General features: G+C 67.3%; 20 protein-coding genes. 13 read left to right on the top strand and 7 right to left on the bottom strand.

Features of this window, described 5'->3' with window-relative positions; translation table 11 throughout:
- Positions 1 to 2: 2 nt before the first annotated feature.
- From ACSDHM_RS12080 to ACSDHM_RS12095, 4 genes are all read right to left on the bottom strand, one after another.
- Positions 3 to 3,059, bottom strand: a complete 3,057-nt coding sequence (locus ACSDHM_RS12080; protein WP_061478011.1) for a TonB-dependent receptor — start codon at positions 3,057 to 3,059, stop codon at positions 3 to 5.
- Positions 3,060 to 3,137: 78 nt separating this feature from the next.
- A complete protein-coding gene (locus ACSDHM_RS12085) occupies positions 3,138 to 4,175 on the bottom strand; it encodes a LacI family DNA-binding transcriptional regulator (protein WP_005417630.1) in 1,038 nt (345 codons plus the stop codon).
- A gap of 148 nt (positions 4,176 to 4,323) precedes the next feature.
- Positions 4,324 to 4,599, bottom strand: coding sequence for a BolA family protein (locus ACSDHM_RS12090; RefSeq protein ID WP_005417632.1), 276 nt, complete (start codon positions 4,597 to 4,599; stop codon positions 4,324 to 4,326).
- Positions 4,596 to 4,895 carry a YciI family protein gene (locus ACSDHM_RS12095; RefSeq protein WP_188241082.1) on the bottom strand — a complete coding sequence of 100 codons (300 nt, stop codon included), beginning with the start codon at positions 4,893 to 4,895 and terminating at the stop codon, positions 4,596 to 4,598. Before ACSDHM_RS12095 ends, ACSDHM_RS12090 begins: the two co-directional genes overlap by 4 nt.
- Positions 4,896 to 5,269: 374 nt before the next feature.
- Here ACSDHM_RS12095 and ACSDHM_RS12100 point away from each other — a divergent pair, with 374 nt between their 5' ends.
- The 4 genes from ACSDHM_RS12100 to ACSDHM_RS12115 all read left to right on the top strand — a co-directional run bounded on the left by ACSDHM_RS12100 (position 5,270) and on the right by ACSDHM_RS12115 (position 9,128).
- Positions 5,270 to 6,175, top strand: a complete 906-nt coding sequence (locus ACSDHM_RS12100) for a segregation and condensation protein A (protein ID WP_005417635.1) — start codon at positions 5,270 to 5,272, stop codon at positions 6,173 to 6,175.
- A gap of 13 nt (positions 6,176 to 6,188) precedes the next feature.
- Positions 6,189 to 7,064, top strand: coding sequence for an SMC-Scp complex subunit ScpB (scpB, locus tag ACSDHM_RS12105; protein WP_072168371.1), 876 nt, complete (start codon positions 6,189 to 6,191; stop codon positions 7,062 to 7,064).
- Complete coding sequence (locus tag ACSDHM_RS12110; RefSeq protein WP_072168372.1) at positions 7,057 to 8,676, top strand: pseudouridine synthase; 1,620 nt, start codon at positions 7,057 to 7,059, stop codon at positions 8,674 to 8,676. The genes scpB and ACSDHM_RS12110 overlap by 8 nt, the downstream gene beginning before the upstream one ends.
- A 209-nt stretch (positions 8,677 to 8,885) precedes the next feature.
- Positions 8,886 to 9,128, top strand: a complete 243-nt coding sequence (locus tag ACSDHM_RS12115) for a hypothetical protein (RefSeq protein WP_005417638.1) — start codon at positions 8,886 to 8,888, stop codon at positions 9,126 to 9,128.
- A gap of 86 nt (positions 9,129 to 9,214) precedes the next feature.
- On the opposite strand, the gene ACSDHM_RS12120 is transcribed toward ACSDHM_RS12115, so the two are convergent.
- The 3 genes from ACSDHM_RS12120 to ACSDHM_RS12130 form a co-directional block, all read right to left on the bottom strand.
- Positions 9,215 to 9,649 carry a hypothetical protein gene (locus tag ACSDHM_RS12120; protein ID WP_061478014.1) on the bottom strand — a complete coding sequence of 145 codons (435 nt, stop codon included), beginning with the start codon at positions 9,647 to 9,649 and terminating at the stop codon, positions 9,215 to 9,217.
- Positions 9,650 to 9,752: 103 nt separating this feature from the next.
- On the bottom strand, positions 9,753 to 10,559 hold the full coding sequence (locus ACSDHM_RS12125; RefSeq protein WP_061478015.1) for an amidohydrolase: 807 nt from the start codon (positions 10,557 to 10,559) through the stop codon (positions 9,753 to 9,755).
- Positions 10,560 to 10,573: 14 nt separating this feature from the next.
- On the bottom strand, positions 10,574 to 11,722 hold the full coding sequence (locus ACSDHM_RS12130) for a pyridoxal phosphate-dependent aminotransferase (RefSeq protein WP_252744465.1): 1,149 nt from the start codon (positions 11,720 to 11,722) through the stop codon (positions 10,574 to 10,576).
- Positions 11,723 to 11,900: 178 nt separating this feature from the next.
- Between ACSDHM_RS12130 and ccmA the strand changes: the two genes are divergently transcribed.
- The 9 genes from ccmA to ACSDHM_RS12175 are packed head-to-tail and all read left to right on the top strand — an operon-like array spanning position 11,901 to position 18,662.
- Positions 11,901 to 12,530 carry a heme ABC exporter ATP-binding protein CcmA gene (gene ccmA / locus ACSDHM_RS12135; protein ID WP_252744466.1) on the top strand — a complete coding sequence of 210 codons (630 nt, stop codon included), beginning with the start codon at positions 11,901 to 11,903 and terminating at the stop codon, positions 12,528 to 12,530.
- Complete coding sequence (gene ccmB / locus ACSDHM_RS12140; RefSeq protein ID WP_006456616.1) at positions 12,527 to 13,222, top strand: heme exporter protein CcmB; 696 nt, start codon at positions 12,527 to 12,529, stop codon at positions 13,220 to 13,222. The genes ccmA and ccmB overlap by 4 nt, the downstream gene beginning before the upstream one ends.
- 43 nt (positions 13,223 to 13,265) lie before the next feature.
- The gene (gene ccmC / locus ACSDHM_RS12145) at positions 13,266 to 14,036 is read left to right on the top strand and encodes a heme ABC transporter permease CcmC (protein ID WP_061478017.1); all 771 of its coding nucleotides are present in this window, start codon (positions 13,266 to 13,268) and stop codon (positions 14,034 to 14,036) included.
- Positions 14,033 to 14,221 carry a heme exporter protein CcmD gene (locus ACSDHM_RS12150; protein WP_061478018.1) on the top strand — a complete coding sequence of 63 codons (189 nt, stop codon included), beginning with the start codon at positions 14,033 to 14,035 and terminating at the stop codon, positions 14,219 to 14,221. The genes ccmC and ACSDHM_RS12150 overlap by 4 nt, the downstream gene beginning before the upstream one ends.
- Entirely contained in the window at positions 14,218 to 14,679 is a 462-nt protein-coding gene (ccmE, locus tag ACSDHM_RS12155; protein WP_088496664.1) for a cytochrome c maturation protein CcmE, read from the top strand. The genes ACSDHM_RS12150 and ccmE overlap by 4 nt, the downstream gene beginning before the upstream one ends.
- Positions 14,680 to 16,599 carry a heme lyase CcmF/NrfE family subunit gene (locus ACSDHM_RS12160; protein WP_439426300.1) on the top strand — a complete coding sequence of 640 codons (1,920 nt, stop codon included), beginning with the start codon at positions 14,680 to 14,682 and terminating at the stop codon, positions 16,597 to 16,599.
- Between the two features lie 8 nt (positions 16,600 to 16,607).
- Positions 16,608 to 17,225, top strand: a complete 618-nt coding sequence (locus tag ACSDHM_RS12165; protein WP_072168378.1) for a DsbE family thiol:disulfide interchange protein — start codon at positions 16,608 to 16,610, stop codon at positions 17,223 to 17,225.
- Positions 17,226 to 17,229: 4 nt separating this feature from the next.
- Positions 17,230 to 17,679: a cytochrome c-type biogenesis protein gene (locus ACSDHM_RS12170; RefSeq protein WP_072168379.1), complete on the top strand. Its 450-nt coding sequence runs from the start codon at positions 17,230 to 17,232 to the stop codon at positions 17,677 to 17,679.
- Positions 17,673 to 18,662, top strand: coding sequence for a tetratricopeptide repeat protein (locus ACSDHM_RS12175; protein ID WP_439426301.1), 990 nt, complete (start codon positions 17,673 to 17,675; stop codon positions 18,660 to 18,662). Before ACSDHM_RS12170 ends, ACSDHM_RS12175 begins: the two co-directional genes overlap by 7 nt.
- The last annotated feature ends 113 nt before the right edge of the window (positions 18,663 to 18,775 follow it).

Raw genomic sequence — 18,775 nt, forward strand, 5'->3', positions numbered from 1 at the left:
GCTTAGAAGCGGAAGCCCACCTCGGCCTTCACCTGGCGCGGAGTGCCGATGATGTCGCCGGTCTCGTTGTAGCTGGCCTGCAGCTTGCCGTTGGTCTTGACGTAGTTGTAGGTGGAGAAGTTGTCGAAGTTGAACACGTTGATGATGTCCAGACGGGCGTACAGCTCGGTGTTGCCCGCCAGCTTGAACGTCTTCGTCGCCTGCAGGTCAACCGAACGGTAGCCGAAGATCTTGCCACCCACCAGGAACTTGCCGGTTGCGTTGGGCACGGCCGCCTGCGGGGTCGGCAGGGTGTAGCCGCTGGCCTGCATCACCGGGTACCAGTCGTTGACGGCGGTCGGGGTGGCCAGGGTGATCTTGCCGCCGAAGGTGATGCCCCAGAAGCCCGCGTACGAACCGGTCACCACCAGGCGGTGGCGCGGTGCGCCGTTGGAGCGGATGGTCGGGTAGTCACCGATCAGGCCGCGGTCAAAGGCGTACTTCTCGTTGATGTCGCGGTTATGGCGCGCGGTGGTCCAGGTGTAGGCGATCGAGGTGCCCCAGCCGCTTTCCTTGGTGAACGGCTTCTGTGCCGACAACAGGACCTGGGTGGCACGGGTCTTGATGCCCTGCTGGCCGATGATCAGGCTGCCGAAGCCCGGCACGTTGCAGCTCCAGGCCTGGCTCAGGCCCGGGGAGGTGCCACCACACAGGCGCGGATCATCGAAGAACTGGCCGGTCGGGTAGCGGTTGCCCAGGGTGAAGGCGAAGCCGTCGTAACTCAGGGTACGGGCAATGGTGGCGTCGGTCAGCCAGTCGCCGATCTGGTTGCTCATGCCCAGGCTGAACTGATCCGAGTACGGCGCCTTCAGCTTGTTGTTCAGCAGGTCCACTTCCAGGCCGGCATTGCTGGTCGCGCCGACCAGGGCCTGCAGGTTGCCGATCCCGTTGAGCAGGTTCGGGTTCCAGTCATAGCAGGCGGCCTGGCCGTTGATGCAGGCGCCGGTAGCCGGGTTGCGGAAGTAGATGGTCGGCTGCGGCAGGGCCAGCTTGGTGGTTTCCAGCTGCAGGTTGTCGAACAGGTCACGGTCGTAGGAACGGCCGGCACCACCGTGGATCACGTGCTGCTCGTCGGCGTTGATGTCATACGAGAAGCCCAGGCGCGGCTGCCAGGCGTCCTTGAACGCCTTGCGGTTGTGGCCGTTGCTGATGTAGTCGCTGATGTCCAGGCCGCCCAGTGCCAGCGAATCGGCATAGGTCTGGCCAGCTGGGGCGCGCGGATCCTGCGAATAGATGGCGTCGACCACCTGCTGCGGGGTCACGAAGTCCAGGTAGGACGGGGTCTTTTCGTAGTCCCAGCGCAGGCCGATGTTCAGCTGCAGGTGATCGTTGACCTGCCAGTCGTCCTGGATGAACACGCCGTACTGCTTGGACTTCGAACGCACTTCGCCGGACACGCCGGTCACGCCGGTCACCGGCTTGACGAACTGCGCCTTGTACGGAATGGAATCGGGGAAGTCCGGATCGCCCAGCGAGTACGTGAAGGTCGGATTGATCTGCGCCGCATCGGATGCGTACAGATCGATCGCCTTGTACTTCACGCCCATCTTGATGGTGTGGTCACCGGCCCACTGGATGCCATCCAGGGTCAGGTTGTCTTCGATCGACCAGCCCTTCTGGCCCTTCACCTGCGAATCCAGTGCCGAGGCGCCACCGATCTTCACGATGGTGCGGTCTTCGGGGCCGTCCGGTGCGGTGTAGGTGATGCCGTTGGCCAGCGTCAGCGGGGTCGGGTTGTTGAACGAGTCTTCGTGGGTGACCATCAACTCGTTGTAGTAGCGCTCACCACTGTGGTTCCAGCGCAGGGCATAACGACGGTCGGTGTTGACCACTTCACGGCCGGCTTCCGGCGAGGTCTGGCCACTGAACTGCGACTGGGTTTCGTCGCGGTCCTGGAAGGTCAGCTCGATGCGGTCGTTGTCGGTCGGCTCGAAGTCGATCTTGCCGAAGATCAGATCCTGCTGGAACGGCTGGCTGGCCGGGCCGAGGCCGGCGGCACCGGCGGGCGGCAGCAGGCCGGCAGCGCCGGTGACCGCGCCATCCGGCGCGATGGTGACCGGCAGGTCGAAGCGCTTGGCTTCGTAGGTCACGAAGAAGTGCGCCTTGTCCTGGATGATCGGGCCGCCCAGGGCGAAGCCGTATTCCTTCTCGGCCGAGACCATCTTCTCCTTGCCGCCCTGCCGCTCGGCCGGGGTCTTGGCTCGCATGTCTTCATCGGTGTAGCGGTAGAACGCCTCACCCTTGAACTCATTGGTACCGGACTTGGTCGCAGCCGTCACTGCGGCGCTCGACACCTGGCCATACTCGGCCTTGTAGTTGCCGCTGATGACCTTGTATTCGCCGATGGCCAGCTGCGGGAACGGGTTACCGGCGCTGCCGGACTGGCCGGCCACGCCGCCGCCCTTGACGTAGCTCTTCTGGCCGACGCCGTCGATGTAGACGTTGGTGCCATCTGCATTGGTGGCGCCGCCGCGCAGCGAGGTGTTGCCCTTGGCATCGCGGGTGAAGATCAGGCCCGGCACCGCGTCGGCGAACTCCAGGAAGTTGCGCGACACCTGCGGGGTGGTCTGGATCTGCTGCAGGCTGACGGTCTTGCCAACTTCGGAGGTGCGCACTTCCTGCAGCAGGGTCGGCGCAACAACGTTGACGGTGTCCAGGTTGGTGGCCGCGGTCGAGCCCGGGGTGCTGCTGGCTGCGCCAGCGAAGTTCAGCGTCGCGGTCGAAGCCACGGTGACGGTGACCTTCTGGGTCTGGCCGTTGGCGACCACGTTGTACGTGCCCGGATCCAGGCCCATCAGCGAGTAGCTGCCGTCGGCGCGGATGGTGCCACGGCGGACGGTACCGGTGGCCACGTTGGTGGCGGTCACTTCGGTGCCGGCCTGGGCACCGGCAACCTGGCCGCGCAGGCTGGCGTTGGCCGACTGCGCCATGACGTTCGGGGCGGCAGCCAGCATCAGGCAGCTGACCAGAGCGGTGCTCAGCAGCCGGCGCGCCGGCATGCGGAAGGTGGTATGCATCATCAACTCAATCTCCGGGTGGCGGTAACCGCTTGCGCGGTCCCTGCGATCAGTCAAAAAAAAGAAGAAACGCCTCTGGCTTCAACGGCCGGATGGCGGAGTGGTGGAATCGCGAACAATCAAGCGGGGAACCAGGGTCTGCTTGTCCCCTGCCCCATCCGTGGAGGTGCCGTCCATCAACTGCATCAGACGCGTCATGGCCCGGTCGCCGAGCTCGGCGATGCTGACCTGCATGGTGGTCAGCGACGGGTGGACGAAACGCGCCAGTGGAATGTCATCGAAACCCGCCAGGGCCACATCGGCCGGCACACGGACCCCTGCCTGCGTGAACGCATACAGGCAGCCCAGGGCCATCATGTCGTTGGCGGCGAATACGGCATCGGGCAGCGCTCCGGCTGCCAGCAACTCCTGACCGGCACGATGGCCGGAAGCTTCGTCGAAATCACCGGGCAACTCGATGCCTTCGGCGCCACCGCCAGAAGCCGCCAGCGCGTCACGGAAGCCGCGCAGGCGCTCGCGCGCGTCGAAGTTGAGGTCCGGACCAGAAATGAAGGCAATGCGGCGGTGGCCGGCATCCAGCAGGTGGCGGGTCATCGCCATTGCGCCGGCGTGGTCGTCGATGCTCAGCACCGGGTGGTCCTGGCCGGGCAGATAGGTGTTGATCAACACCGTCGGCAACGACTGCGGCAGGTTGTCGGTCAGGAAGCCCGGGCTCTCGGCATAGGGCGAAAGCACCAGCAGGCCGTCGACGCGGCCGCGCATGGCACGCAGGGCGGCGCCCTGCTGTTCCTGGTCACCGTGGTAGCTGGACACCAGCAGGTGCTGGCGGCGGTTGCGGGCCACGCCGTCAATGCCGCGCATCAGCTCGGAGAAGAATTCGCCGTACAGGTCAGGCAGCACCACGCCCACCGTATTGGTGCGGCGGCTGCTCAGGCTGCGGGCGGCGGCGTGCGGGGTGTAACGCAGCCGTGCGGCCACCTCCAGCACAAGCTGGCGGACCGGTTCGGCGACATTTTCATGCCCGTTGAGCGCGCGGGAAACCGTGGCCACGGAGACCCGGGCTTCGCGTGCGACGTCTTTGATTGTGATAGCTGCCTTGTTCACGAAGCCGCCCTCCACGGCTTGGACCTACCAGCATTGGCGCGGAATGTAAGCGTTTCCATCCAGGCTTGTAAACAGTCCGTTAGGCGAATGTCCCGAAATGGACATGAAAACCTGTCCGTAGCGAGGCCATGAAGGACCCGCCAGGACAGCGTGGGACAAGGGCTCAGCCCTGTTCTGACGGGGTCTGCGCGCGGATGGACAACGCGTGGATATCGGTCTCCATCATCGACCCCAGCGCGGCATAGACCGCGCGGTGCCGGGCAAGCGGCCCCAGCCCGGCGAAGCGCTCACTGACCACATGCACGTTGAAATGGCCGCGCCCGTCGCGCGCACCGGCATGGCCGGCGTGACGATGGCTGTCGTCCTCGATCTCCAGCACGCTCGGCGCCAGCGCCTGCTGCAGCGCATCACGGATCCGCTCGATCCGTTCCGCGTTCACGGCAGCACCTTGCGGAACGGGCGGACCTGCACGCGGGTGTAGACGCCTGCAGCCACGTACGGGTCGGCATCGGCCCAGGCCTGGGCCTGCGGCAGCGACTCGAACTGCGCGATCACCACCGAACCGCTGAAACCGGCCGGGCCCGGGTCTTCACTGTCCACCGCCGGGCACGGCCCGGCCAGCAGCAGGCGTCCCGCGTCGCGCAGCGCATGCAGCCGCGCCAGATGCTCCGACCGCGCCTGCAGCCGCTGCGCCAGCACATCCTGGCCGTCATACCCTTCGATCACATACCACACCGGCATTTCCTCGCTCGCGTTGTCGGGTCCGCCGATTCTAGCCAATGCAGCCCCTGCCCCGGTCCGGCTGGACACTGGCGCAGCAAAGGCTTACCCTAGACTCCATTGCACGTGGCTGGATGCAGCAGCCCGTCGGATTCTGCGGCCACGCAGCCCCCGACGACAGATCCGCTGCTTCAAACCGGACCACCTGGCCGGGCCACGTAGACGACCTCCCCGTAGTTCTGTCGCTGCCGTTTACTGCGGCGCGTCCTGCTGTTTGATATGTGTGGAATCGCGCCGATCCCGGCGTGTCTGGTGCCCTGGGGCTCCGTGGCGTTGGCCCGGCGAACCCGGTGCCGCGACTGGTCCGTTGCAATCCTGATGTCCATTAGATGACTTCCGAACTCGCGCTCGACGCGAACCCGCCAACCCGGCCGCCCGCCCCCCAGCAGCAGGAAATGCCGCTGGCCGTGGTGCATGGGCAACCGGTCCTGCAGATCCCGCAGGACCTGTACATCCCGCCGGACGCGCTGGAAGTCATCCTGGACGCCTTCGAAGGCCCGCTGGACCTGCTGCTGTACCTGATCCGCCGCCAGAACCTGGATGTGCTGGACATTCCCGTGGCCGAAATCACCCGGCAGTACGTGGAATACATCACCGTGATGCGCGAGCTGCGCTTCGAGCTGGCGGCCGAGTACCTGGTGATGGCCGCGATCCTGGCCGAGGTGAAGTCGCGGATGCTGCTGCCGCGCCCGGTCAGCGAGGAAGGCGATGAGGCCGACCCGCGCGCCGAGCTGGTGCGCCGGCTGCAGGAGTACGAACGTTTCAAGCAGGCCGCCGAGGACATCGACGCCCTGCCCCGCCAGGACCGCGACACCACGGTGGCGCATGCCTTCATGCCCGAGCGCGCCACGGTGAAGCTGCCGCCGCCGGTGGACCTGAAGGAAATGCTGCTGGCCCTGCACGACGTGCTCAAGCGCGCCGAGCTGTTCAGCGGCCACGCCATCAAGCGCGAAGCACTGAGCGTGCGGCAACGCATGGGCGAAGTACTGGGACGCCTGGAAGACGGCAAGTTCTATCGTTTTGAAGGGCTGTTCACCGCCGAAGAAGGCAAGCTGGGCGTGCTGGTCACGTTCCTGGCGGTGCTGGAACTGGCCAAGGAACAGTTGCTGGACATCGTCCAGGAAGAACCGCTGGCGCCGATCTACGTGAAGTCGCTGGCCGCTGGAAACACCAACGCGCCGCTGCAGTTCAGCAGCGAGTTCGACGACAACGACGCCGCCAATGCCAACGAGTGAGCGCTGACTGCCGATGGATCAATCGCTGATCGACCGCATTGTCGAGGGTGCCCTGCTGGCCTCCAGCCAGCCACTCACCCTGGCCCAGCTGAAGGACCTGTTTCCGGAAGAGGAACCGGCACCGCCGGGCAGCATCGAACGTGCGCTGGAGCGCCTGCGCGAGGCCTGCGAAGGTCGTGGCGTGGAACTGGTCGAGGTCGCCTCCGGCTTCCGCTACCAGGTCACCGGCGAAGTACATGGCTGGATCAGCCGGCTGTGGACCGAACGCAAGACCCGCTACACCCGCGCCACCCTGGAAACCCTGGCGCTGATCGCCTACCGGCAGCCGATCACCCGCGGCGAGATCGAGCAGGTGCGCGGCGTGGCGGTCAGCAGCAACATCATCCAGGCGCTGGAAGAACGCGAATGGATCCGCGTGGTCGGCCACCGCGACGTGCCCGGCAAGCCGGCGCTGTTCGGCACCACCAAGGGCTTCCTGGACTACTTCGGGCTGAAGCGGCTGGACGAACTGCCGCCGCTGTCGGAACTGAAGGACCTGGGTGAGCTGGAACCGCAGCTGGCCCTGGACCGTGATGCACCGGCCGTGGCCGGTGCCGAGGGTCCGGACATCTCGGCCGGCGCCGATGGCGTTGCCGCGAACGATGACGCCGGCCTGGCCGGCAGTGACACCCCCGATTCCGCCAATGCAGCCCCTGCATCGGCCTCCGATGAGCAAGCACCTTCGCCCCTCGATGATGGGCACCCCGATTCCGCGCCGGGCGAGCGCGCGGTGCCAGTGAACGAACGCGAAGACAACGCCGTCGCGATGACGACCGTGGCTGTTGACCAAGCCGATTCCGAACCAGAGGCCGACCTCGAAACCGTCGGCCGGAGCAAAACTGATGAGTGACACCCCCCGTAACAAGCTCTCGCTGAAGCGCGAAGCCACCTCCGAACAGTTCAAGCTGGAAGAGCGCCTGCACAAGGTGCTGGCCCAGGCCGGCCTCGGCTCGCGCCGCGCGCTGGAACAGCGCATCGCCGAAGGCCTGGTCAAGGTCAACGGTGAAGTCGCGCAGACCGGCATGTCGGTCAAGAGCGGCGACAGGATCGAACTGGATGGCCGTGGCTTCGTCGCCACTGCCCTGGCCGAGCCGTCGCGCGTGCTGGTCTACAACAAGCCGGAAGGCCAGGTGACCACCCGCGAAGATCCCGAAGGCCGCCCGACCGTGTTCGAGTCGCTGCCGCCGCTGAAGGGCGCGCGCTGGATCGCCATCGGCCGCCTGGACATCAACACCACCGGCCTGCTGCTGGCCACCACCGACGGTGAGCTGGCCAACGCCATGATGCACCCGTCGTTCGAGGTCGAGCGCGAGTACGTGGTGCGCGTGCGTGCACCGGAAGGCGAGGAAAAGGTCTCCGACGCCATCGTCGACCGCCTCAGCCGTGGCGTCGCACTGGAAGACGGTCCGGCCAAGTTTGATGAGATCGAACGCATCGGCGGCACCGATTCTCACGACTGGTTCCGCGTCGTGGTGAAGGAAGGCCGCAACCGCGAAGTGCGCCGCCTGTGGGAATCGCAGGGCTGCCAGGTCAGCCGCCTGAAGCGCACCCGCTATGGCAAGGTGAGCCTGCCGCGCGAACTGGCCCGTGGCCATTCGGTGGAACTGGGCACCGCTCAGGTGGAAGCGCTGCGTGCGCAGCTGAAGCTGGAAGAAGGCGCTCCGTCGGCATTGACGCTGCAGCCGGTGATCGGCCAGCGCCGCGCCGCAAAGACCACCGTGCGCGTGCGCGAAGGTGGCCGCGGCAATGCCTACGTCAATGGCCACAACACCGCTGACGAAGGTCGCGAGCTGCGCCGTTTCGACAACGTCCGCGAAGACCGCGGCCGTGGTCGCGGCGGCAAGGGTGGCGGCTTCAAGGGCGGCCTGACGGTCAGCGGTGAAGCAGCAGCCAAGCAGTCGCAGAAGCCGTTCAAGCAGCGCGCGCCGAAGAATGACCGTTCGCTGCCGGAAGGCAATCCGGCCGCGTTCCGCACCTGGTACGTGCCCGATGGCGTGAGCACTGGCCCGAGCGGGCACCGCAATGCCGGCCCGGGCGCACGTGGCCCGGGTGCCCGTGGACCGGGCGCGGGCGGCCAGGGCCGTCCGTACGGCAAGCCGAAGGGCCCGGGTGCCGCCGGCGGCCAGGGCCGTGGCGGTTTCGGTGGTGAAGGCCGTGGCGGCGCAGGCGGCCAGGGTCGTCCGGCCGGTGCCGGCAACCGCTCGCAGGGCCAGGGCAACAAGCACCCGTACGGTCATCCGGGCAACGCTCCGAGCTTCCCGTCCGACCATGCAACCCCGGGTTTCAACCCGTATGGCAGCCCGAAGCCGGCACACGGCGCCCGTCCGGGCGGTCGCGGCCCGGGCGGTGGCAACCGTGGCCCCGGAGGTAACCGCGGCCCCGGCGGTCCGGGTGGCAACCGTGGTCCCGGCGGCAACCGCGGCCCGGGCGGCCCGCGCCGTAGCGGCCCACGCGGCGGCTGATCGGCAGCCACGTTGAAATGAAAAACCCCGGCGCAGGCCGGGGTTTTTCTTTGTCTGGTGGGTCGATCCGTTGGCAGATCCACGCCATGCGCGGATGAAAAGCGTGAGCTAGGAATTCTTTGAAAACGTGCAATTAGTGCCATAGGTCGACGCGAGCAACGCGATGAACGCCTATCGTGAACCCTCACCCGCAACATGAGGCATTGACGATGGCGTGGTACACCGAAGCAGCGCACCTGCAGGCAGAGAAGGTCACACAGGTATGGACTGACACGCATGGCCCGGCCGAGAAGGTCCAGGCGTCAGGCATCTATCGGTGCAAGGGCTGCAAGCGTGAAGTGACGTGCAACAAGAACGATCCATTCCCGCCCCAATCCCATCACCAGCACGCGCCCCACGAGGGCGACATCCGCTGGAAGCTGATCGTGCGCACCAACACCGACGGCATCTGATACAAAAAGGGGACGGAGGGGATTAAGTCGTTTTTGCCTCAAAGGGGCGAAAGCGACTTAATCCCGTCCGTCCCCTTTTTTTGGGATCAGCGCCGGCTGATGGTGAAGGCGGCGCCGTCCACGCCCAGGTCCCAGCCCTTGCCGGTACCGGACAGGGCCAGCGAGATGTCACCCTTGGTCATCACCTGCGCGTTGCTGGACTTCACCGCACCCGCATGCGCACCCACCGAGGCGTAGGTACCCAGCAGTTCGTTGACGCTGACCGCACCGGTGAAGCTGCCACGCCCATTGGTGATCTTCGACTTGCCCACGGTCAGGCCGCCGCCCTTCACTTCGATACGTACCGGCATGCTGGCGCCATTGCTGCAGGTGACGGTGCCGTTGCCGGAGGCGGTCTTGTAGATCAGCGACCAGCCGGACAGGTTGTAGCGCAGCTGGCAATCGAGATTGCCGGCAGCGTGCGCAGCCGGGGCCAGCGTTGCAGCAGACAGGGCCAGCAGCACGGCGAAAGGCTTGTTCATGGCAGGACTTCCAGTTCGGTCGGACTGACGGCGAATCTAGCAGTGCGCGCGTGCACGTTGGATGCAGGCGCGCGCGCTGGTGCGGCGGTGTTCAGGCCGTGGCTCAGGCCTGTTCATCCAGGTGGAAGGCATCGGCATCGAGCATCGCCGGGAAGCGCGCGCGATGCGCGGCCAAGGCATCGGCCGAGATGGTGGTGGTCACCACCTGTTCGCGTTCGCGGATCTCCACCTGCGGCTGGCCGAGGAAGTCGATCACCGCGCTGTCGCCGGCGTAGTGCAGCTGGTTGCCGTCCACGCCGACGCGGTTTACCGCCGCCACGAAGCACAGGTTCTCGATCGCGCGCGCGCGCAGCAGGGTCTTCCACGCATAGGCGCGCGCCGACGGCCAGTTGGCCACGAAGATCTGCAGATCGAAGTCCAGCTGCTGCGGACGCTCGACGTTGTAGCGGTTGCGGCAGAACACCGGGAAGCGCAGGTCGTAGCAGACCTGCGGATTGATCCGCCAGCCCTTCCATTCCACGCTCAGGCGCTCGCGGCCGGCGGCATAACGCTCGTGCTCGCCGCCGTAACGGAACAGGTGGCGCTTGTCGTAGTACTCCAGCGTGCCATCGGGCGTGGCGAACAGCAGGCGGTTGTAGACGCCTTCGCCATCACGCAGCTGCACGCTGCCGATCACCGCCGCGTTCAAGGCCCTGGCCTGCTCGCGCACCCAGGCCACGGTCGGGCCGTCCATGCCTTCGGCCTGGGCAATGGCCTCGTTGGAGAAACCACTGGTGAAGGTCTCCGGCAGGATCACCAGGTCGGTGGTGCCGGCCAGCGGTGCCAGCAGCGCGCCGTAGTAGGCGCGGTTGCCGGCCGGGTCGTGCCAGCGGGTGTCGCCCTGGACGAGGGAAATACGCAGATCCTGCATGTCCACGCCTCCGCTCACAGCAGGCGCAGGCGTTCGATCGCCGCGTCCATGGTCGCTTCGTTCTTGGCGAAGCACAGGCGCACCAGGCGCTGGCCGGCCGGAGGAGTCTCGTAGAACGGCGACAGCGGGATGGCGGTCACGCCCTTCTCGATGGTCAGCCACTTCACGAACTCATGGTCCGGCAGGTCGCTGATGGCCGAGTAGTCGACCAGCTGGAAGTAGCCGCCCGGCACCGGCAGCGCCTTCAGGCGGGTGCTGGCCAGCTGCTCGCGGAAACGGTCGCGCTTGGTCTGGTAGAACGCGCCCAGTTCCAGGTGGTGTTCCGGCTCATCGCGGATCATCGCGGCGAAACCGTACTGCGCCGGGCCGAAGCTGGTGAAGGTGTTGTACTGGTGCACCTTGCGGAACTCGGCGGTCAGCGCCGGCGGGGCGATCGCATAGCCGATCTTCCAGCCGGTGCAGTGGTAGGTCTTGCCGAAGCTGGAGATCACGAACGCGCGCTCGCGCAGTTCCGGGTAGCGCAGCGCCGATTCATGGCGGCGGCCGTCATAGATGATGTGCTCATACACCTCATCGGAGATCAGGTAGATCTGCGTGCCGCGCAGCAGCTCGGCCAGCGCCTGCATGTCCTGCGCCGACAGCATCGCGCCGGACGGGTTGTGCGGGGTGTTGACGATCAGCATGCGTGTGCGCGGGGTGATCGCCGCACGCACGCGGTCCCAGTCGACGGCGAAGGTCTGCGGATCCAGCGACACATGCACGGCCTTGGCACCGGCCAGATCGATCGCCGGTTCATAGCAGTCATAGGCCGGGTCGAGCACGATCACTTCTTCGCCGGCACGCACCACGGCGTGGATGGCGTTGAAGATGGCCTCGGTACCGCCACTGGTGACGGTGATCTCGCTGTCCGCATCCACCTGCGCGCCGTAGCAGTCCAGCGCCTTCTGGGCGATGGCCTGGCGCAGCGGGGCTACGCCGGTCATCGGCGGGTACTGGTTGAGCCCGGCGGCCATCGCCTTGGCCGTCTCATCGATCAGGCGCTGCGGCGCGGAAAAGTCCGGGAAACCCTGGCCCAGGTTGACCGCGCCGTGTTCGGCGGCGAGCTGGGACATCACGGTGAAGATCGTGGTACCGACCTTGGGCAGCTTGGTGGTGGGTTGCATCGGCCTGGACTGTGGGGAACAAGGCCTCCGAGTTTACGCAATCCGCGCGTCGGTAGTGCCGGCCGCTGGCCGGCAACCTCGGCTGGCAGATGGCGAAATTGCCGGCCAGCGGCCGGCACTACCCTGTGAATTCACCGCTACAATTGCCACCGCACTCCGGCATGAAGATCCCTGCCCCTTGGACACCCCTGCATTGCTGGCCGCCAGCGGCCTGAGCTTCTCCCGCAATGACGAGCCGGTGTTCGGCCCGCTGGACTTCCATGTGGACGCCGGCGAAGCCCTGCTGGTGCAGGGTGGCAATGGCGCCGGCAAGACCACCCTGCTGCGCGTGCTGGCCGGCCTGGCCCGGCCCGGGGCCGGCCAGGTGCGGATCGACGGCAAGCCGGCCAGCAACGCCGAGCGTGCGCGCTATGTCGCCTATCTCAGCCACCTGCCGGCGCTGAAGCCGGACCTCGACACGCTGGAGAACCTGCACTTCCTGTGCGGCCTGCACGGCCGCCGTGCGCGGCAGATGCCCGGCAACGCGCTGGCCATCGTCGGCCTGGCCGGTTACGAGGACACTCTGGTACGCCACCTGTCGGCCGGGCAGAAGCGGCGGCTGGCACTGGCGCGCATCTGGCTGTCGCCGGCGCCACTGTGGCTGCTCGACGAACCCTACGCCAACCTCGACCTGGAGGGCATCACTCTGGTCAACCGGATGATTTCGGCGCACCTGCGCGCCGGTGGCGCTGCGCTGGTCACCACCCACGGCGCCTATGCCGCACCGCCGGTGCGCACCCGCCAGCTCGACCTCGGCGGTGCGGCATGATCGCGCCGGGCACCGAACCGGGCCTGTGGCAGACCGCGGGCGCCCTGCTCAAGCGCGACCTGCGCCTGCTCTGGCGCCGCCGCGGCGACGCGCTGCAACCGCTGCTGTTCGCGGTGCTGGTAGTGGTGCTGTTCGCGCTGGCCCAGGGTCGTGAGCCACAACTGCTGGCCGCCACCGCCGGCGCGGTGCTGTGGCTGGCCGTGCTGCTGGCGGGACAGCTGTCGCTGGATTCGCTGTTCCGTTCCGACGCCGAAGATGGCTCGCTGGAACAGTGGCTGCTGGCGCCGGTGCCGCTGGCCTGGCTGGTACTGGTGCGCGTGCTGCTGCACTGGGCCACCACGGCACTGCCGCTGATCGTGGTCAGCCCGCTGCTGGCCGAAATGCTGCATCTGCCGCATGACCAGCTGCCGATGTTGCTGGCATCGTTGCTGCTGGGAACGCCGTTGCTGAGCCTGATCGGTGGCGTGGTCGCTGCACTGACCGTTGGCATCCGGCGCTCTGGTATTCTCGTGGCGTTGCTGTCGTTGCCGCTGTACGTGCCGGTGCTGGTGTTCGGCGCAGGCAGCCTGGCGGCAGCCGGGCGCGGGCAGGATCCGGTCGGTGCGCTGCTGATGCTGGGCGCCGGCCTGCTGGTCGCGCTGGTGCTGGCGCCGCTGGCCACCGCCGCTGCAATACGTATTTCTCTGAGTTGACCGAGCTGAGAGCCAATCCACCCCTGCTGGATAGCCGCCACGCATGAATCCGATTGTCCGCTGGTTCCACCAACTCGGTTCGCCTCCCACGTTCGACCGTTTCGCTGCCCGCTGGTCGCGGGTGTTCTACCTCGCCGCAGTGCCGGTGCTGCTGGTCGGCATGTGGCAGGCGCTGCTGGTGGTGCCGCCGGAAGCCAAGCAGCTGGACAGCTTCCGCATCCTCTACATCCACGTCCCCAGTGCCTGGATGAGCCTGTTCGTGTTCGCGCTGATGGCGCTGTATGCCGCGATCGCGCTGATCTGGCGGATCAAGGTCTGCGAGATCCTGGCCATGGCCTGCGCGCCGATGGGCGCCGGCTTCACCCTCATCACCCTGCTGACCGGCAGCATCTGGGGCAAGGGCACCTGGGGCACCTGGTGGGACTGGGACCCGCGCATGACCAGCGAACTGGTACTGCTGTTCCTGTACCTGGGCGTGATCGGCCTGTACCACGCCATCGAAGACCGCCGCAGCGCCGCGCGCGCCGCTGGCCTGCTGGCCATTGTAGGTGTCAGCCTGCTGCCGGTGATCCGCTATTCGGTGGACTGGTGGGGCGGCCTGCACCAGCGCCAGTCGATCAACGTGTTCGGTGAATCGGCGATCAGCAGCGCGATGATCGCGCCGCTGTGGTGGATGGTGATCGGCACCAAGTTCTGGTTCGCCGGTTCGGTGCTGGCCAAGGCCCGCGCCGACAATCTCGACCGCGAGGCCGGCAAGGCCTGGGTCGGCGGCCGTGTCGATGCCGCGCGCGCCACCCGGGAGGCCCAGCCATGACACACCTGCCCTATGTGATCGGCGCCTACGCCGTATTCGTGCTGGTGCTCAGCGCCGATGCCCTCGGTTCGTGGCTGCGCCTGCGCGTGGCGCGCCGGCTGGCACTGGCCCGCCAGCAGCGGCAGCAGACCCGCGCTGGCAGGCAGGACGCGGCGACGCCGCTGTCGACGGAGCTGGAACGATGACCCCGGTGCAGCGTCGCCGCCTGGTGTGGGTGCTGCTGGCCCTGCTCGCCTCCGGCCTGGCCACCGCGCTGGTGGCGATGGCGCTGGAACGCAACATCGCCTACCTGTACACCCCTTCGGAAGTGCTGCGCGGCGATGTCGATGCACAGTCGCGTTTCCGCTTGGGCGGCATGGTGGTGAAGGGCTCCTTCAACCGCCCGGTCGGCTCGCTGGAGGCGCGCTTCGACGTGACCGACGGCGATGCACAGCTGGCGGTGACCACCTCGCGGATCCTGCCGGACATGTTCGCCGAAGGCACCGCGGTGGTCGCCAGTGGCCGCCTGAAGGACGGCGTCTTCGTCGCCGACGAAGTGCTGGCCAAGCACGATGAGAAGTACGTGCCGAAGGAAGTGGCCGACAAGATGGGCGATGCCCATCGCAAGCACGACGTGCCGGTGACAGCCCCCGAGGTGCGCTGAGTGCTGCCCGAACTGGGTCAGATCCTGCTGTTGTGTGCGTTGCTGGCCTCGCTGCTGCAGGCCGGCCTGCCGCTGGCCGGTGCGCATCGCAACAACGCGGCATGGATGGCAGTGGCGCGGCCTGCCGCCTTCGCGCAGTTGCTGCTGTTGGCCGGCGCCTTCGCGGTGCTGACCACCGCGTTCGTGCAGCAGGATTTCTCGGTGCGCTATGTGGCCGAGAACTCCAATTCGCTGCTGCCGCTGATCTACCGCTATTCGGCGGTGTGGGGCGCGCACGAGGGCTCGCTGCTGATGTGGGCGCTGGTGCTGGCATTGTGGACCGGCGCGGTGGCGCTGTTCTCGCGGCACCTGCCGGCACCGGTGCAGGCCCGCGTGCTGGCAGTGATGGGCGTGGTCAGCGTCGGCTTTCTCGCCTTCCTGATCTTCACCTCCAATCCGTTCCTGCGCCTGAACCCGGCGCCGCTGGAAGGCCGCGACCTCAATCCGCTGCTGCAGGATCCGGGGCTGATCATCCATCCACCGATGCTGTACCTGGGCTACGTAGGCTTCGCGGTGCCCTTCGCATTCGCAGTGGCCGCGCTGCTGGAAGGTCGCGTGGATGCGCGCTGGCTGCGCTGGACGCGGCCGTGGACCAACGTCGCCTGGGGCTTTTTGACCCTGGGCATCGCATTGGGCAGCTGGTGGGCCTACTACGAGCTGGGTTGGGGCGGCTGGTGGTTCTGGGACCCGGTGGAAAATGCCAGCTTCATGCCGTGGCTGGTCGGTGCGGCACTGATCCATTCACAGGCCGTCACCGAAAAGCGCGGCACCTTCGGCAGCTGGACCCTGCTGCTGGCGATCGCCGCCTTCGCGCTGTCGCTGCTGGGCACCTTCCTGGTGCGCTCGGGCGTGCTGACCAGCGTGCATTCATTCGCTGCCGATCCTTCGCGCGGCCTGTTCATCCTGGTGTTCCTGTCAGTGCTGATCGGTGGCAGCCTGCTGCTGTACGCGCTGCGCGCCAGCCAGCTGAGCGTGGATGCCGATGATCCGCGCCGTGGCTTCACCGCCACCTCGCGCGAGACCCTGCTGCTGGCCAACAACCTGCTGCTGGCCACCGCCTGCGCGATGGTGCTGCTCGGCACGCTGTACCCGCTGCTGGCCGATGCGCTGTCGCTGGGCAAGATCTCGGTCGGTCCGCCCTACTTCGGCAGCCTGTTCCTGCTGCTGATGGCACCGATGATCCTGTTGCTGCCGTTCGGCCCGCTGGTGAAATGGCAGCGTGACCAGCCCTCGCGCGCCTTCGCGCTGCTGGCACCCTGGCTGGGCCTGGCGGTATTACTGGGCGCGCTGGCCTGGTGGCAGGCACCGCAGAATGGCTGGAAGGCCGGCATCGGCGTCGCCGCTGCGGCCTGGGTCGCACTCGGCACCGCGCGCTTCGTCTGGCAGCGCCTGCGCGGCAATGGCCGCTTCACCGCCGAGATGCTCGGCATGATCGTCGCCCACGCCGGCATCGCGGTGTTCCTGGCCGGCGCCCTGCTGGTCGAAGCGCTGAACGTGCAGCGCGAAGTGGCGCTGGCGCCGGGGCAGCAGCTGGTGGTCGGTCGCTACGAAGTCCGCTTCGAAGGCGTGGACCATCGCGAAGGGCCGAATTTCATCGCTGATCGGGGCCACCTGCGGGTGTTCCGCAACGGCCGCGAGCAGGCCCTGCTGCATCCCGAGAAGCGCCAGTACGCCAGTGGCGGCCAGGTGATGACCGAGGCCGGCATCGATGCACGCTTCGACGGCGATGTCTACGTGGCATTGGGCGAGCCGCTGGGCAACAATGCATGGGCGGTCCGGGTGCACATCAAGCCGTTCGTGCGCTGGATCTGGCTCGGCGCGCTGCTGATGGCCCTGGGCGGATTCATCACCGCCGCCGACCGCCGTTTCCGTCGTCCGTAGGAGTTCCCATGTCCGAGTCCCCCGCCCCGCGCCCCTCCCGCCCGCTGCCGCCGGTAGCCATCGTGATCGGCGTGCTGTTCTTCTTCGGCCTGCTCGGGCTGATGATCTACGGGGTGATGAAATCGGGCGACCCGCAGCGCGACGTGCTGCCGTCGGCGCTGATCGACAAGCCGGCGCCGGCGTTCGCGCTGCCGGTGCTGCATGACCCGGAAATGATCGTACACAGCGACGAGCTGCGCGGCGCGCCCTATCTGCTGAACGTCTGGGGCAGCTGGTGCGCGGCCTGCCGCGAAGAACACCCGGTACTGACCCGCTTTGCCGAGAGCAAGCGCGTGCGCGTGATCGGCTACAACTGGAAGGATGATCCGACCGACGCGCTGCACTGGCTGGAGCAGCTGGGCAACCCGTTCATGGTGGTGCTCAGCGACGTCGAGGGCCGCACCGCGATCGACTGGGGCGTGACCGCTGCGCCAGAAACCTTCCTGGTTGATGGCAGCGGCATCGTGCGCTGGAAGTACAGTGGCGCGATGACCCAGCGCGTGATCGATGAGAAGCTGATCCCGGCACTGGAGAAGATCGAGAAGGCCCAGGGCAGTGCCGGCAACACCCTGCATACGGCGCCCTGAGCCGATGCGCTGGCTGCTGGCGCTGCTGCTCCTGATGCTGCCGCTGGCCGTGCTGGCCCAGCAGCCGCTGCACGATCCACAGCCGCTGCAGTTCCGCGACGATGCCGAGGAGCGCCGCTTCCATGACCTGGCCGCACAACTGCGCTGCGTGCAGTGCCAGAACCAGTCGCTGGCCGATTCGAACGCACAGATCGCGCAGGACCTGCGCCGCGAGGTGCTGCAGCTGATGCAGCAGGGCCACGACGACGCACAGATCAAGCAGTTCCTGGTCGCCCGCTACGGTGAGTTCGTGCTCTATCAACCACCGTTGCAGCCGGGCACCTGGCTGCTGTGGGGTGGCCCCCTGCTGGTGCTCGGCGCCGGTGCACTGGTGGTGCTGGGCATCGTCCGCCGACGTGGACGCACCGTCGGCGCGGCGCCGGCCGGCAAGGCCGATGAAGGAGACGAATGGTGAACCATTGGCTGCCGGTGCTGGCCGGCCTGGTTGCAGCGCTGATGGCAGCACTGGTGCTGTGGCCGCTGCGCCACCACGGTCGTCGCGGTTTCGTGGTCGGCGTGTTCGCACTGGGCGTGGCCGGTGCCTGCCTGTACCTGCTGGTCGGTGATCCGCGTGCAGCACAGGTACAGCCGACGCCGTCGGTGGCCACCCTGCGCGATGGCGTGCAGGCCCTGCAGGATGCACTGAAGCGCGACCCTCAGCGTGCCGATGGCTGGGCATTGCTCGGGCGTTCGCAGGCCGAACTGGGCAATGCCTCAGCTGCGGCAGACGCCTTCGCGAAGGCCGCCGAATTGGCACCGGATGATCCGGGCGTGCTGGTGGAAGCCGCGCAGGCGCGCGCGCAGGCTGATGCCGGCAAGCAGTTCGATGACACCGCGATGACCTGGTTGCAGCAGGCACGTACACAGGCCCCCGACGCCGAGCGCGCCAGCTGGCTGCTGGGCATCGCCCTGCGCCAACGCGGAAGGAATGCCGAGGCTGCGGACGTGTGGAGCGGCCTGCTGCCGCGACTGGAACCGGCTGCCGCGCAGGCGCTGCAGGCGCAGATCGCGATTGCCCGCGAGGCCGCCGGCCATGCGCCCGATGCTGGCGTTGCGGCGCCACCGGCGCAGCTGCAGGTGCGCGTGCAGCTGCCGGCACTGAACAACGCCGAGTGGCCCGCCAGCACCCAGGTGTTCGTGCTGGCCCGTGCCGTCGGCGGCCCGCCGATGCCGGTGGCCGCTCGCAAGCTGCCGCTGAGCGGATTCCCGGACACGGTCGGGCTGGGCGACGGTGACAGTCCGATGCCAACCGCACCGCTGTCGGCCCATCGCGAAGTGGAAGTGCTGGCACGCATCTCGCGTACTGGTAGCGCCAATCGCAGCGAGGGCGACCTGCAGAGCGTTCCAGTGAAGGTAAGCCTGCCGCATGAAGGCGTGGTGGAACTGCGGTTTCCATAACGCGCCGCCCGGTAGTGCCGGCCGCTGGCCGGCAACCACGCAGGCGCATCAGGATTCATGAGGTTGCCGGCCAGCGGCCGGCACTACCTGCATCGCCGATGGAATCCAGCGTG

Source organism: Stenotrophomonas sp. T8 (genome assembly GCF_051853085.1).
GTDB classification, from domain to species: domain Bacteria; phylum Pseudomonadota; class Gammaproteobacteria; order Xanthomonadales; family Xanthomonadaceae; genus Stenotrophomonas; species Stenotrophomonas sepilia.

Excerpts from the sequence above, each read along its gene's own strand:
- ACSDHM_RS12150 (WP_061478018.1), top strand. The coding sequence starts at position 14,033 with ATGACACACCTGCCCTATGTGATCGGCGCCTACGCCGTATTCGTGCTG.
- ACSDHM_RS12110 (WP_072168372.1), top strand. The coding sequence starts at position 7,057 with ATGAGTGACACCCCCCGTAACAAGCTCTCGCTGAAGCGCGAAGCCACC.
- ACSDHM_RS12165 (WP_072168378.1), top strand. The coding sequence starts at position 16,608 with ATGTCCGAGTCCCCCGCCCCGCGCCCCTCCCGCCCGCTGCCGCCGGTA.
- ACSDHM_RS12115 (WP_005417638.1), top strand. The coding sequence starts at position 8,886 with ATGGCGTGGTACACCGAAGCAGCGCACCTGCAGGCAGAGAAGGTCACA.
- ccmC (WP_061478017.1), top strand. The coding sequence starts at position 13,266 with ATGAATCCGATTGTCCGCTGGTTCCACCAACTCGGTTCGCCTCCCACG.
- scpB (WP_072168371.1), top strand. The coding sequence starts at position 6,189 with ATGGATCAATCGCTGATCGACCGCATTGTCGAGGGTGCCCTGCTGGCC.
- ccmB (WP_006456616.1), top strand. The coding sequence starts at position 12,527 with ATGATCGCGCCGGGCACCGAACCGGGCCTGTGGCAGACCGCGGGCGCC.
- ACSDHM_RS12100 (WP_005417635.1), top strand. The coding sequence starts at position 5,270 with ATGACTTCCGAACTCGCGCTCGACGCGAACCCGCCAACCCGGCCGCCC.
- ACSDHM_RS12175 (WP_439426301.1), top strand. The coding sequence starts at position 17,673 with ATGGTGAACCATTGGCTGCCGGTGCTGGCCGGCCTGGTTGCAGCGCTG.
- ACSDHM_RS12120 (WP_061478014.1), bottom strand. The coding sequence starts at position 9,649 with ATGAACAAGCCTTTCGCCGTGCTGCTGGCCCTGTCTGCTGCAACGCTG.
- ACSDHM_RS12125 (WP_061478015.1), bottom strand. The coding sequence starts at position 10,559 with ATGCAGGATCTGCGTATTTCCCTCGTCCAGGGCGACACCCGCTGGCAC.
- ACSDHM_RS12130 (WP_252744465.1), bottom strand. The coding sequence starts at position 11,722 with ATGCAACCCACCACCAAGCTGCCCAAGGTCGGTACCACGATCTTCACC.
- ACSDHM_RS12170 (WP_072168379.1), top strand. The coding sequence starts at position 17,230 with ATGCGCTGGCTGCTGGCGCTGCTGCTCCTGATGCTGCCGCTGGCCGTG.
- ccmE (WP_088496664.1), top strand. The coding sequence starts at position 14,218 with ATGACCCCGGTGCAGCGTCGCCGCCTGGTGTGGGTGCTGCTGGCCCTG.
- ACSDHM_RS12080 (WP_061478011.1), bottom strand. The coding sequence starts at position 3,059 with ATGATGCATACCACCTTCCGCATGCCGGCGCGCCGGCTGCTGAGCACC.